The following is a 14,115-nucleotide window of genomic DNA, read 5'->3' as shown; positions in this document are numbered from 1 at the left end:
GATGTACCAGCAAGAAGTAAAGATCAGGGTGCGGTATGCTGAAACAGACCAAATGGGGTATGTATACTACGGCAACTATGCCACCTACTATGAGGTAGCCAGGGTAGAAGCCTTTCGTTCGCTGGGTTTCCCTTATAAAAAACTGGAGGAAATGGGGATCGGGATGCCGGTGCTTTCGCTGAACGTGAATTACCACCAGCCAGCCAAATACGATGACCTCCTCACCATCCTGGTGAGTATCCCTGAGCGACCAAGGGCGAGAATAAAATTTCACTACGAGGTTACTAATGAGGCGGGAAAACTAATTAATACGGGAGCGACCGAGCTGGTTTTCATCAAAATGGATACCGGACGACCGGTAAGACTGCCCGAGGTTATGGATAAACTTATACAACCCCACTTCCATTGAGAAAGCGAACGATCATTCATCGGCACCTGAGCTATACAGGCTGGTATGTGAGAATGATTAGCTTCCTGAAGAGCATCAGAATATCCGGTGGAAAAACCTCACTATACCGCGCACTCATCATTTTCATTGACAAAGTAGGGGACAATCAGCTTTTCGAAAAGGCATACGGTGTGGCCTTTAATTTTACTCTGTCGCTGTTCCCCTCCATCATTTTTCTCTTTGCCCTGATTCCATTCATTCACGAGTATATCCCCTCCATCAGCCAGGGGGAAATTCTTCACTTTTTACAGGATATTTTACCCCGAAGTGTCTTTGAGATTACGGCCGAAACCATCTACGACACCTTACAGATAAGACGAGAGGGACTGATCTCCTTTGGAGTACTATTTGCACTATTTCTGGCGACCAATGGAGTCAACTCCCTGATGCAAACTTTCAACATGAGCTACAAGACAGTTGAAAACCGGAGCTTTATCAAAACCAGGCTTATTGCGCTCTTTCTTACTGTTTTGCTGGCCTTTGCCCTGATTTTCTCGATCCTGTTTATCATCATAGGACAAGTGGTGCTGGACTGGCTGCTGGAGGCCGGACTCCTCTCCGAAGACTTCCTGTACTATATCATCCTGCTCCTCCGGTTTATTGTGGTGTACATAGCCTTCTATCTGGCCATCGCCTCTATCTATTATTGGGGTCCGGCCATTCACGACCGGTGGAAATTTTTCTCCTACGGATCGTCCCTGGCTACCATATTATGTATCCTGGTATCGGTGGGCTTCTCTTTCTATGTCGCCAATTTTGGCACCTACAATAAGGTATATGGCTCCATTGGAGCCATCATCGCCCTGATGGTATGGCAGTGGCTGATGTCCTTTATCCTACTGCTTGGTTTTGAGTTCAACGCTAGTGTGTCCAGGGCCGCAAGTGGAGAAGTATACGATTTGGAAAAGGACTAAATCTACTCCAATCTCACACTCACTATGGCCAGCGCCTGTGGCTTTTCCACCTCCTGAATCCCCGGACCAACAGAAATCTGCAGCACCTCGGCTTTACGAATATCAAATGCGGCTCTTGAAGCTCCCTCAAAATAGTAAGGCAGAAAGGATGGATAAGGCCTTGGTAAGGTGACCATTTTCACTTCTTTCAGCTCATCAAGGGACAACCTGTAATCCGCCAATTTCGGACCGAGCTCCAGTAAACCTCCGTAGGTCTTGCCGTCCGCAGCGACCAGCGCCAGCTGCACTATAGTAGGTTCATCTGTCAATGACCTCCCTGTCAAAACCAATTCCCTTTTGCCTACCAAATCTGCCGCTCTGCCACTCACCTTTTCTTTAAAGGCATACCGCATGCTGTAATCAGCTACCTGTTCGCCATTGGGATTTTCAGCGTCCACCTCCTTGAGTCTGGCTACCTTGATTCTGATCTCGGCCTTTCCTGCCTCAGCCAGCGGAACAAAAGATGATTGAGGGCTCCATGTCCGAGATAGTTTATCATTGTCTGCAAGGGCATCAAAAAGATAAACAGGGGAATCATTCGATAGCACCTTCACCACATAAGCATTGTTATCTTCAAAATCCCAATCACCGGGCAAACCGGTGACCGCTCCGGGATAGGTTTGAGTACCCAACTGCCCCTTCACGGTAATGAAGTAGCTAAAGAATCCTGCTTTGATGTCTTCCGCAGGAATTGTGGCCATATATGAATACCCGTTATTTTCCATCACATAGGTTTTGGGTCGCCATCCGATATAGGCCAAAACCTCAACCCTCTCTGGCTGAGATGGAGCCAAAATAGTAGCGCTGATTTCATAGGGTGAACCTTGTGAGATTTGCGCAGCGGGTTCATGAAGCACATACTGTTTTTCCAATGTACTCATTGGTGCCGAAAATTCATTCAGGGTGATGTTTTTCCATTTCTCAACACCTTGTAGCTTCGTTTTCACCCCACTGCGAGCGATCAGATAGGTGCCCGGTTTGATGATAAATCGCTTTCCGGCTACTGCCGGCCTCCAGCCATTCCCTTCATTGATAGGCTTCAGGACAAAGTCCGCTCCAAGATCCGGAAGATCTATGGTCATGGGCCACTCCCCCCAACGAATTTCTCCAAGCTTTCTCTGGAGGCTATTTTTACCAAAAGGATCCTCCACCCAAACAGCATCCGGCATCACTTCCAGTCTCCACACCCCTTTTTCAAGTTGATCCAGAAAATAGGCTCCGGCTCCTGCATACTCAACCACACTTGAATTTCCATACCCCGCCACTTCATTTAACCTGGTCGGTGAAGGAGGTATCGATTTAGTCGTGTTGGTATAAATGAATTTCTTCTCTGTCAACAGCTCTGCCAGGTCCTCCTCATAGCTTACCCTAAACCCATCAAACTGTGTGTTTTCCGGATACGCGCCAAAGTCTTTGTATACCGGCACTCTGTGAAACACTTCCCCTGCCAACTTCAGGCTCAGTGCCTTTTGTGGGGTAAATGCCAGGTTCATATAGTGGGTATTGTACTCGGTATTGGCATAAGCCAAATAGGTAGGGTCGTAGGCAAAATGCGTCGCCCACTGAATGCCCGCAGTCCGAAAACTCCGGGCCATAGCCGGGTAGATGTAAGAACGCCCGACATCTGCAGCATCAAATTCATACACCACTTTAGCCGCTTTTTTGAATTTTGAATTTTTGGCAAAGGGAATTTCATAAAGATCTACATTGGGCAGAAAATTACCTTCCAACTCCTCTCCTGCACCCAAACCTGTCGGGTACCACTGGAAAGTGCCCCCCTGTACTCCGGCATCAAAATACGCGTTGACCAGGTGAATACTATGGCTAATGTTGTAGAAAATGGGTTTCTCACATCCCGTGTTGCGCATGGAAGTCACCATCTTTTTGATATAGCGTGTGACAGAGTCGGCCTCCTGCCTATGATGTGGTTCATTACTAATCTCAAATGCTACAACTGCCGGATCATTTTTGTAAGCCAGGCCTGTGTAGGGATTTGTATGGTTCAAAAACTGATAAAGATAGTTCTCCTGTGCGGCGATGGCGTCCTCGTTAGTCAGGCAGGCATTTTTGCCGTACTTATTGGAAAAACCCGGAGTATCCTCGCCTGGCTCAGGCCAGCCGTTATCCCAAAAAGCAATGGGAGTGATTAACATCTTCATCCCCCGATCTTCCATCTTCTTGACCATATAATCAAACAAATCCAGGTGGTCATTCTCCAAAAGATTGCCCAGAGAATCGCTGATCTCAGTATCCCAAACATGGATCCGATAGCCATCAAATCCCAGCCGGGCAAAATGATAAACGTCGTTATCTATCGCTTCCTTCTTATCCACGCCGAGTTTTTCTGCTGACCGGTAAGCATGGGCAAATGGCACTGTATAGTTCACCCCGAAGCCCTGAACTTCTTTATCACTATCTCCCCAGCGCATGATCCCCGAATCATCCACATACACATTCTTGTTCTGCGCATTGGACGCACTTATCCCAAGGCCCAGGGTTAGGGCCAGACTTAATACCACAGATTTGATCATCGCTTACCTAGTAAATTGTTGTTAGTTTTGACTAATTGAATTGAGACGGTGGCAGACTTAAGGCCTGCAGATGTGGCATTGACCATCACCTTACCGGGATCATTTCCCGCCTGTAGGATCATCTGACATTTCCCATTGAAGAGTGACCGTCTGTAATCTCCCACGCCCATTTTGTCGGGTTCGTGAGAAGAGGGGTCTCCATTGCCAACCCCAATGATCGAGGCATCGCCCTCCAGTGAGAAGGCAACCAAATGATTTGCGGTAGGCACCTCTCTGCCTTTATTATCCAACACAGTCACATTCACCACCGTAGCATCTTTACCATCTGCGGTGACGATATTCCGATCGGGAGTGAGTACAATCTGATGAGCCTCACCCGTTGTTTCCATCACAGTCTCATACGTCCGTCCGTTCTTGGTTGCTATGGCCTTCAGGCTTCCGGGCTCATAGGCTACCTGCCACTGCAGATGACTATTTCGGGGCATCACTTTCTTTCCAAGGGTTTTCCCATTGAGGAAAAGTTCCACTTCATCCGCGTTGGAATTCACCCATACATCTATGATTTCTCCCTCTTTTCCAGCCCAGTTCCAGTGAGGAGAAATGTGAAGTACATCTTTGTCTGTCCACCAGGACTGATAGTAGTAGTAAATGTTTTTGGGAAAGCCGCATACATCCATGATCCCAAAATGGGAGTTAATATTGGGCCACTGAAACGGGGTAGGTTCCCCCCTGTAATCAAAACCGGTCCAGACGAAACCACCCAGCAGCCAGTCATTATCTGCAGCTATGGGCCACCAGTCTTCTGCCAAAGACGCCCACCACGGGTGGGTAATATCCTGATCCGGAACATAGCCCTTCACACTGTCCACTTCATAAATACCCCGTGTGGTCACCGTACTCCCCATCTCCGTGCCAATCACAGGCTGAGTCGGATGGTCATTATGATAGGGAACCATGCCCTTTTCCCGATAGTTGAATCCCCTGACCGGGATCACTTCATTGATTCCCTTAAACACATTGGCTAAATCAGCGGCATAAGTGCTTGTCCTCGTAGGGTCCAGCTCACGCTGCTTGGCCAGCATGGTGAGCGCCAGCCTTTTTCCCACGCTCGTTGTCTGCACATACCCTTCCTCATTTCCTATACACCAGAGGAAAACGGACGGGTAGTTTCTGTCTCGTTTGATCAGTCGCTCAAATTGATCCATATGTTCGGGACTTGAATTGAGCAATCGGGTCTCATCCAATACGAGCATGCCCAGACTATCACACGCCTCCAGTAATTCTGGTGTTGGTGGGTTATGACTGGCACGGTAGGCATTCACACCCATTTCTTTTAATAACTGAATCCTGTAATACTGCAGGTAGTCAGGCAGGGCGCTCCCCACTCCCGCATGATCCTGGTGGCAATTCACTCCCTGTACTTTGATGAACTTTCCATTGATGGAGAGCCCTTTCTTATCATCGATCAGAATGGTGCGTACCCCAAATCTGGTGGTGAGATGGTCCAAAACCGTGGAGCCATTGCTCACCTGTGAGGTGACTCTGTAGAGGTAAGGATCCTCCAGAGACCATAGCCTGGGATCGGTCAGTACAATCTCCTGCTTCACCGTAGCTTGCCCATTGAGTGCCAGGGTCACTTCTGCCGATTTTGTTGAACCCACTTTCTTCCCAGCCCTGTCGGTAATGAATGCCGACACCTGCCCGGAAGCGTTTGCTAAAGTTTGATTTTCTACTGTTGTTTCAATAAATATTTTGGCAATATTTCCCTTTACCTCAGCATATACAAACTGGCCTCCTTCTGCAATGTGCAAGTTGTCATATTTCTGAAGCCATACATGCCGATAAATTCCGGCGCCTTCATAAAACCACCCTTCCGCCTGTGTGGCGTCTACCCGAACAACTAATGTATTGTTCCCGTCAAAATTCACATAGTCTGAAATATCATAGGTGACCCCCATATAGCCACTCTCGTTGTTCCCCAGATAAAATCCATTGATCCAAACCATGGCATCCCGGAAAACACCATCGAAAGTAACTGCTAATCTTCGGCCGGAATCTGCTTTAGTGAGTTCAAGATTCCTTCTGTACCAACCCACACTGTTTTCTGGAAACAGCCCCCCTACAGGCCGGTAGCCATGCGCCATCAGGTCAAAATTGTCCACATTCTCAAACGGCAGCTCCACCGCCCAGTCATGTGGCAGATCCAACTGACGCCAGGTACTATCATTGAATTTGGGACTGATGGGAGTGTCCTCGGCCTTTCCGGTTTTAGAGAAAATATTGGCGACTTTAAAATTAAAATCCTGTGCCGGGTCGGCCGCATGGCCAAGTGCAAACCGCCAGTCAGTATCAATATTAATTCGCTCCCGTGACGACCTCTGAGCCAGGAGCTCAGAAGATATCGTCAACAGAAATATGAAGAAGTATATTTTAGTACACCCTTTAGTCATTAGTGTCATATTCGTAGTTCATATAGTCGATGGTCGGTATGGTATTGCCATCGAAATCAAAAAAAGCATTGTTTTCCCATGAAGAGCCTGTACCCCATTTATCTTTCATATCAGAGCTTATCCATGCTGGCTCCCAATAAATGACTCCCGATGCACCGGCGCTTACTAACTTTTGAGTGATTGCTTTCATCAGGCTCAGCTGTCCATCTTGCGTATAAGGGTAGCCAGGCAGGGGCGACTCTCCTCCGAACAGGTTGTTATAATTGTCATTACCCTGTACCGTCCATGGGTAGGCGGTTTCCAGTATGACCACTTCACGTTTGAATTTTGTCACAAACCCAGCCACGGTTTCCTGAAGGCGGTCGAGCGAGATGCCCGTATGCCATATGGGGTAATAGGAAAATCCGATAAATTCAAAATCAGTAACTCCTCCTTCGGAAGTAGCCTGTTCGAACCACCAGTCCACATTGACCGGATCGGCCACATGCAGCATCACTTTGGTTTTGATGTCCGAATCGACAGACACAGCACGCACGGCCCGTATACCACTGTTGAGCACTGCGCCCATATTGGCCCAGTTGCCATCACATACATTGCATGCGGGGAAGCCATCCACACCACCCGTGAGCATCATCCCACAGTTGGTCTCATTCCCAATCTGAACCAACTCGGGCATGAGCCCTTTTTGATTCAGATAGTTCAGGGTTTTTAGCGTGTAGTCATACACAGAGTCAGCCAGCACATCAATATCCGTAATCCCCCGCCAGGCAGCAGGTACCCGCTGGCTTCCCGGATCGGCCCAGGTATCTGAGTAATGAAAATCAAGCAACACTTCCATGCCCTGTGCTTTGGCCTGACGAATTGATTTTTCTACATCGTAAAGGTCATTGTACAGCTGCGTGCCTGCATCTCCATAGACCTCCCGAGTCCATTGTGGATTGTGCCAAAGGCGAAATCTGGCCAGATTAGCGCCGTGATCTTTGAAGATTTTGTATGGATCGCGCACCTCACCTACATCACGGTATTGGCCTCCATGGTCCAATATTTGGTTAACATATGAGAGGTCAGCTCCAAAATAAAACTGTTCAACGATCACCGAATCCTTGTTTTCCGGATCGGGATCAACGCCACGCCGTGGGTCATCGGTATTGCAACTGACCAATGCGATGAAAGAGAAGATAATACTGAGCATGGCTAATCTGTTTGTATTCATACTAATTTAATCTCATGATTACCGAGCCACTCCGGAGTGGCTCGGTAATTCTTTACTGTGATAATTGAACTGATTTGGTGGTGAGGTCTACTGTGATATTGAAAGCCCCGTCTGTCCCAATAAATTTGAAGTTATCATCATTATCGCCTGCTGCTTCCAGATCCGATGACACCTCTGTGAAGTAGGCATACCTGAAATCATCACTCCAATTATCCAGCTCCTCAAAAAACCTGAAAGTAGACCCGTTCGTGAAAGTCACGCCAGTCGCTTCGAATACACCTGGAGTAGATGAGCTAAATACGGGTGAATTGGCAAAGGTCCAGCTCTGGTCATCGCCCACCAGATAGAGTGAAGAAGGATAAGCAGAATAAGGCTCTACCACAATGCTCATATCACTTAAAGAGACCGTAATCGTGTATAGACCACTTTCTCCTACGAACGAGAAGTTGTCATCATTATCGCCAACTGCCGCGAGTTCATCATCTATCCCACCTGTGAAGAATCCTGCACCAAAATCATCTGACCAGTTGTCAGCTTCTTCAAAAAATCTGAAAGTAGATTCCTTGGTAAAGTTTACGCCCTCAGCTTCGTACACACCACCACCCAAATTGGTGAAAGTAGGCGAATTAGCAAATGACCACCCCTGATCATCACCTACCAGATATAGGGCCGCTGGATACTGTGTAGCGACTTCCAGGCTAATCTCTTTACTATTCAAATCCACGGAGACAGTGTACTCGCCGGTAGAGCCCGCAAAAATAAAGTTGGAATCGCCATCACCTCCATCGGTGAATTCTGCCGGTATGGTACCCCCATCAAAGTAGCTATACCCATACTGGGTGGCTGCCCAGTCTGCTTTTTCGAAGAAACGGAAATACCCGCCATCCTGAAAAGTACCTGTGCCTTCAAACTTACCACCGCCAAGAAAGGTAAGTTCCAGTGCCGCCTGTAGATTCCAGCCCTGAGCATCTCCTATCACAAAGAGTGTGGGTAATTCACCTTCTTCCAGGGTAATGGTTTTCGCGTTAAGGTTGACCGATATTTTGTAAACACCAGTGGCTCCTCCGAATAGAAAATTTGAGTCCCCATCTTCTCCACTGGCCAACTCACTGGCTACAGTACCCCCTTCAAAAAAGCTCCAGCCCCACTGCTCAGCATCCCAGGAGGGCGTAGCAAAAAATCGAAATTTGCCATCCGCCTGAAATAAACCGACAGCCTCGTATGTGCCGGGACCTGTGCTGGTAACCTCGAGCGCATTACCCAGATTCCATCCCTGGGCATCTCCTATGATATAGATAGGAGGAAACGTGGCCAAATAGGGTGTAACATTTGCTGATACCACATTGGTATAAACAGGAGCCACATTTGGATTGACACTGGACATCACTCTGAACTGAACTTCAGCAGCAACATCCGGATCCAGCCCCATACCCAACAGGGCCGCATTCACGGCATTGACCGTAGGTGATACGGTGAGTGCCTGGGTAGTAGGGAAGCTAAAAGGCTTCGCAAAACTTCCACCTGCGGTATCCATCTGGAGTGTATAAGTGATAGAAGCCTCAAACCCGAAATCGGGTGCTGTCCAGGCAAACTCCTCAAACACTTCACTCCTGGATTCGAAAGTGAGGGTATAGTCTGCCGAAGACATTTCATTGAGCGAATTGGCAGTAATCTCCTGCTTGATCATCGCCTTCTCCATCTCCTCTTCACAAGCAGTGAGGCCCATGAAGACCATGAGAAAAGCGACTAATAATTTAATATTTTTCATGATTTTCTCAGTTTAGATCAGTAGTCATCATTTTGTTCAAGATTCGGATTGGCCCCTAACTCCGCTGATGGGATCGGAAACAAGTCACGGTGTGTCTCAGTGGCTCTGCCTTCCTTTACATTGCCTTTCCATGGCCACAAGTAACTGCCTCCGGTAAATACGCCAAACCGAACCAGATCTGTTCTTCTGTGACCTTCCCAGAACAACTCTCGAGCCCGCTCATCCAGAATAAAATCGAGGGTCAATTCGGCATCAGTGATGTTGCCTGAGGCGTCCCCATAAGCTCTCTCTCTCAACTCATTCACAAGGCTAAGCGCTTCTGCTCTTGAGCCCCCGGTGCCCCCCCGGAGTACTGCTTCAGCATACATCAGGTTGGCATCAGCCAGTCTGAACATAGGCCAGTCAGTATCTACGTGCACATTGTGGTTGGACTCTGAGAGACTGCCATCCAATTTCCGGTTTCGAAATTTGGTAATGGCATACCCATCTGAAAACACTCCTATGTCGTTGATTTCCAGAGATTGGCCATCAGTCCAAAACAGGGCCCGGGTGTCATTGTCCAGATCAAATTTATTGACCAAGGCTGAGGTAGTTCGGAGTCCCGCCCAGGCATCTCCTGTGCCAAACATCTCCGAAGCTGACATAGTCCCACCTATCTGTGCATGTATGAGATAGACCATTCCCCCAAACGACTGGGTGTTATTGCCATCATATGTAATTGGAAAAATGAGCTCCGGGCTCGTATTATTATCCGCCACGAAATTTTGAAGGTATTCTGTGGATATGGAGTAAGGTCCTGCCAGTACTTTATCTAATACCGCGATTGCTTCGGTGTATTTAGGCTGGCCTATGTACACCTCGGCATTGAGGTACAGTTTGGCCAGTAGCATCCAGGCCGCTGCCTTATCGGCACGCCCATATTCAAACTTTGGAGCTCCCAAATCAGACTCTATGGCGATCAGCTCAGACTCTACATAAGCAAACAAATCTGCTCTGGAAATCTGCTCCGGAAAGAAAGCCCCAGGCAAATCTGCTTCGGTAACAAATGAAGGGTTGCCGAACATATCTATCGCATGACTATATGCCAGTGCCCGTAGAAACCTGGCCTCAGCATGAAATTTGCTAATATCAGGATCGGAATTACCATCAGTAGCCCTGATGAACTCATTGCTCAGCGCCACGGTATACATGATTCTGGAATAAATGGCCCCTATGAATACATCAGTGGGAGACCAGGTCTGAGCATGGAAGTCTTTGATCGTGGCATCATTCCAGGAGATCACGGCCTCTTCGGTGGTTAATTCCTGGCAGTTCCAGTACTGACGCAGGTAGTTACCGAATCCCTCGTCAATTCCGGCAATGTCCGGCTGGCCTGCAGGACCCTGCTGACCACTGAGGGCAAACGTTGCATAAAGTTTTGCCAGACCTTTCTTATAGTCAGCAGTGGTCTTGTACACATTGGCAGATGTGATCAGATTGGAATCTATCGGCTCCACTTCCAGATCACCTAAACAGCCCGACATCATGATCGTGAGCAGGGCAAGTATTGATATTTTATGATATGATTTCATCATTTCGTAAATGCTTTAGATTAAAAACTCAGATTTAGACCCAGAAGAAATGTACGTGGGCGCGGATAGATGTTACTGTCTATTCCGCCGCTCACTTCAGGATCCAGACCATCATAGTTGGTAATGATGAATGCGTTTTGTACCGTTAAGCTCACATGCAGCTTAATCGCATCCGTGAAAAGCTTATCCAGGCTGTAGCCAAGGCTTATGTTATCCATTTTGAAAAACGAGGCATTCTCCACAAAGGTGTCTGACCAATACTGCGGATTGGTAAATCCCCGATTCGCCGCAGAGGCAGTGATGTTATTGAAATATCCCCCACCTGAAGTGGTATAAAGCCCGCTCAGCACCCCTCCGGACTGCAGATTGTTATAGACGTAATTATTCAGACTCAATCTGCTGGAGAATGAAAAATCAAATTGCTTGTAAGCCACACGGGAATTGAATCCCATCAGTACCTCAGGAGCCGGGCTGTAATAATGGTATTTGTTGAGCTCATTGCTGGTGACTGCACCTGTTTCCCCTGTTCGGTTCACATAGAGTCCTTCCAACGGCTGTCCATCTGTCCCATATACCTGCTGAAAGACGTAAAAGGAGTTGGCAGGGTAGCCAACGGTGTGGATCTGGATCATATTGCCCACACCCCCACTGATCGCACCTACAGCCACTCCCTGATAATCAGGATCGTCCGTTTTGGTGAGTTTGGTGATCTGGTTGGTATTGTGAGTAAAGTTTACACCTATATTCCATGTAAAATCAGGCTTCAGTACAGGGCGTACATTCAGAGTCACTTCCACTCCTTCGTTTTCCAAATTCCCCACATTGGTAATCAGGAAGTTTGAAAAGTTGCTACCGGCCGCAATCGGAATGTTGTTGATCAGGTCTCTGGTTTCTCTCTTGTAAAGTTCTACCGACCCGTAAACCCGGTCATCAAAGAAGCCATAATCCACACCCACGTTGTAGGTAGTAGTCTCTTCCCATTTGATGTTGGCATCATAAGGATCCGGCCGGAGTGTATTCACGAAAGTGTCCCCAAACTGATAGGAAGCTCCACCAATACTTTCGCGATAAATAGGAAGCGCCGGATACTGATTGGAAGTAACATCCTGCTGGCCGGTAACACCATAGCCCAGGCGCAGTTTCAGATTGGACACTACAGGAACAGCAGACATGAAACCTTCTTCGCTGATTTTCCAGCCAGCTGCCAAAGCAGGAAACAGTCCCCAACGATTTTCTCCTGTGAATCGGGAAGATCCGTCATTTCTCAATGTAGCAGTCAACAGGTATTTATTCTTGAAAATGTAGTTCAACCGACCAAAAAAGGAGATCAGAAAATTTTCATTGATATATCGTGAATCTTCTACCACCTGGGTTTGATCTCCGTTTCTATTAAACGTGGATCCTTCCCGCTGAAAATGCTGGTATGAATATCCACCAGTCAATTCCAGTTGATGATCCGTAAAGTCCTTTTTATACTTCAGGTAAAAATCCAGGAGTTCAGAAGAATTGGTGGCATCATAATCCAACAAGCGCCCATTTTCCCCCGTGTAGTCGCGGTAGGTCCACGTGGAGCCCGGCAGGGCATCATCAATGCCATCTGTATTGGATCTGTCCATCCCGAGGTTCAGGTTGGCACTGAGCCCAGGCAAAAAAGGCAGGGTATAGTCAAACTGAATATTCCCGATCAGTCGGTTGACATCTGCGACATTGTTCCGGAGCTTTAAGAGTGCCACAGGGTTACTGCTGAAGGTATTGGCCGGACCATCAGGATCCATAGTGCCATCGGGCAGGTTTTCTGTAGTCCAGGCGAAGTATCCCCCATATTTGGTATTATCCGCATAGACAGACTGAGTCGGGTCAAAATTGACTGCCGCACCCACAGCACCCTGATCTCCAAATCCCGTGTTGGCCAGTGTTTCCTTCACATTCAGGTTTACTTTCAGTTGGTCGTTGAAAAACGAAGGATTCGTATTCACCGAGATAGAGTGGCGTTTCATGTACGTCGTTTTCAGAATACCCTCCTGATCCGTATACCCATAGGATACCCGAAAAGGGATATCCTTGATTGCTCCTGAAGCATTCACATTCACATCCTGAGAGATCGCAGTTTGATAGATTTCTTTCTGCCAGTTTGTATTTTCTGTGCCTAATCTATTAAGTGCAGCATCGTTGATCCCACTGAAGCCTTCCTCATGAAGATCATTCACCAGTGTGCGATACTCATCTCCATCAAGTACATCCACATAGGCGATAGGTGTGCTGACCGAGGTGCGACTGCTCACACTAAACTTCGGTTTTCCGCTCTGGCCCTTTTTGGTAGTGACGATGATCACCCCGTTGGAAGCCCTGGCCCCGTAGATGGCTGTAGCAGAAGCATCTTTTAGTACAGTAAAGGACTCAATGTCGCTTGGGTTGATGGTGGAGAGCGGATTTGAAAGTCCGCTAATGGTGGTATTATCCACCGGAAACCCATCGATCACGATCAGCGGATCATTGCTGGCGCTCAATGAGGACCCGCCCCTGATCCGGATGGTAGCAGCACTACCCGGTGCTCCGCTGTTGGTAGTCACCTGCACACCTGCGATACGCCCAACAAGCAAATCCTGTGGGGAAGTAAGTACGCCCTTATTGAAGTCTTTGGCTTGCACAGAAGCCACAGCCCCTGTAAGATCAGACTTCTGAACCTGACCGTATCCGATCACCACAATTTCCGAAAGCTCAGTAAGGTCAGTCTCCATATTCACACTAATGTTTGTGCGATTACCTACTGCTACTTCCGGGGTTTGGTACCCCACAAATGAAAAGGTAAGGACGGCACCCTCTGCCACCGTGATTGTATAATAGCCATCAACATCCGTGATCGTTCCATTATTAGTCCCTTTTTCCAGCACTGTCACCCCTGGCAGGCCAAATCCCTCATCGGCATCTTTCACCTGCCCGGAGACTGACTGCTGGGCCCAGAGTGTGGCGCAACTCACCAGTGTAACAATAATTAGAAGTGTATACTTTTTCATAGGCCATCAATTAGGTAAGAATGTTTTCAGTTTTAGATTGATTTCGATTCGATAAATTTAGATGGAGGGCTAGTGACGCAGGAAAAATCATCTTACAAAAACTAGCACTTTCCATACATCCCATTGAATAATCTATAATTAGAGCGATCTGGATAAGTTTCGCCGGT

General features: G+C 47.7%; 8 protein-coding genes. 2 read left to right on the top strand and 6 right to left on the bottom strand.

The genetic code is table 11. The features are described 5' to 3' along the window. Position 1: 1 nt before the first annotated feature. Positions 2–409, top strand: coding sequence for a thioesterase family protein (locus tag GV030_RS11230; protein ID WP_159582402.1), 408 nt, complete (start codon positions 2–4; stop codon positions 407–409). Beyond that, positions 406–1,362: a YihY/virulence factor BrkB family protein gene (locus GV030_RS11225; RefSeq protein ID WP_159582401.1), complete on the top strand. Its 957-nt coding sequence runs from the start codon at positions 406–408 to the stop codon at positions 1,360–1,362. The genes GV030_RS11230 and GV030_RS11225 overlap by 4 nt, the downstream gene beginning before the upstream one ends. Before the next feature lie 2 nt (positions 1,363–1,364). Here GV030_RS11225 and GV030_RS11220 read toward each other — a convergent pair whose 3' ends face one another. From GV030_RS11220 to GV030_RS11195, 6 genes are all read right to left on the bottom strand, one after another. Further along, a complete protein-coding gene (locus GV030_RS11220) occupies positions 1,365–3,932 on the bottom strand; it encodes a cellulase family glycosylhydrolase (protein ID WP_159582400.1) in 2,568 nt (855 codons plus the stop codon). Then, positions 3,929–6,382, bottom strand: a complete 2,454-nt coding sequence (gene galA / locus GV030_RS11215) for a beta-galactosidase GalA (protein WP_159582399.1) — start codon at positions 6,380–6,382, stop codon at positions 3,929–3,931. Before galA ends, GV030_RS11220 begins: the two co-directional genes overlap by 4 nt. Further along, positions 6,375–7,574, bottom strand: coding sequence for a glycosyl hydrolase 53 family protein (locus GV030_RS11210; RefSeq protein WP_221413333.1), 1,200 nt, complete (start codon positions 7,572–7,574; stop codon positions 6,375–6,377). Before GV030_RS11210 ends, galA begins: the two co-directional genes overlap by 8 nt. Positions 7,575–7,647: 73 nt before the next feature. Next, on the bottom strand, positions 7,648–9,363 hold the full coding sequence (locus GV030_RS11205; RefSeq protein WP_159582397.1) for a SusE domain-containing protein: 1,716 nt from the start codon (positions 9,361–9,363) through the stop codon (positions 7,648–7,650). Positions 9,364–9,380: 17 nt separating this feature from the next. Then, complete coding sequence (locus tag GV030_RS11200) at positions 9,381–10,937, bottom strand: RagB/SusD family nutrient uptake outer membrane protein (RefSeq protein WP_159582396.1); 1,557 nt, start codon at positions 10,935–10,937, stop codon at positions 9,381–9,383. 17 nt (positions 10,938–10,954) lie between these two features. Continuing rightward, positions 10,955–13,948 (bottom strand): TonB-dependent receptor, encoded by a 2,994-nt coding sequence (locus tag GV030_RS11195; RefSeq protein WP_159582395.1) that lies wholly within the window; start codon positions 13,946–13,948, stop codon positions 10,955–10,957. Between the last annotated feature and the right edge of the window lie 167 nt (positions 13,949–14,115).

It is taken from the genome of Marinoscillum sp. 108 (genome assembly GCF_902506655.1).
GTDB classification, from domain to species: Bacteria; Bacteroidota; Bacteroidia; order Cytophagales; family Cyclobacteriaceae; genus Marinoscillum; species Marinoscillum luteum.
The sequence above is the reverse complement of the archived record's forward strand: the minus strand, read 5'-3'. Positions and strand labels throughout refer to the sequence as shown.

What these genes read in the sequence shown, in the direction of transcription:
- GV030_RS11200 (WP_159582396.1), bottom strand. Translation starts at nt 10,937, where the DNA reads ATGATGAAATCATATCATAAAATATCAATACTTGCCCTGCTCACGATC.
- GV030_RS11195 (WP_159582395.1), bottom strand. Translation starts at nt 13,948, where the DNA reads ATGAAAAAGTATACACTTCTAATTATTGTTACACTGGTGAGTTGCGCC.
- GV030_RS11205 (WP_159582397.1), bottom strand. Translation starts at nt 9,363, where the DNA reads ATGAAAAATATTAAATTATTAGTCGCTTTTCTCATGGTCTTCATGGGC.
- galA (WP_159582399.1), bottom strand. Translation starts at nt 6,382, where the DNA reads ATGACTAAAGGGTGTACTAAAATATACTTCTTCATATTTCTGTTGACG.
- GV030_RS11230 (WP_159582402.1), top strand. Translation starts at nt 2, where the DNA reads ATGTACCAGCAAGAAGTAAAGATCAGGGTGCGGTATGCTGAAACAGAC.
- GV030_RS11210 (WP_221413333.1), bottom strand. Translation starts at nt 7,574, where the DNA reads ATGCTCAGTATTATCTTCTCTTTCATCGCATTGGTCAGTTGCAATACC.
- GV030_RS11220 (WP_159582400.1), bottom strand. Translation starts at nt 3,932, where the DNA reads ATGATCAAATCTGTGGTATTAAGTCTGGCCCTAACCCTGGGCCTTGGG.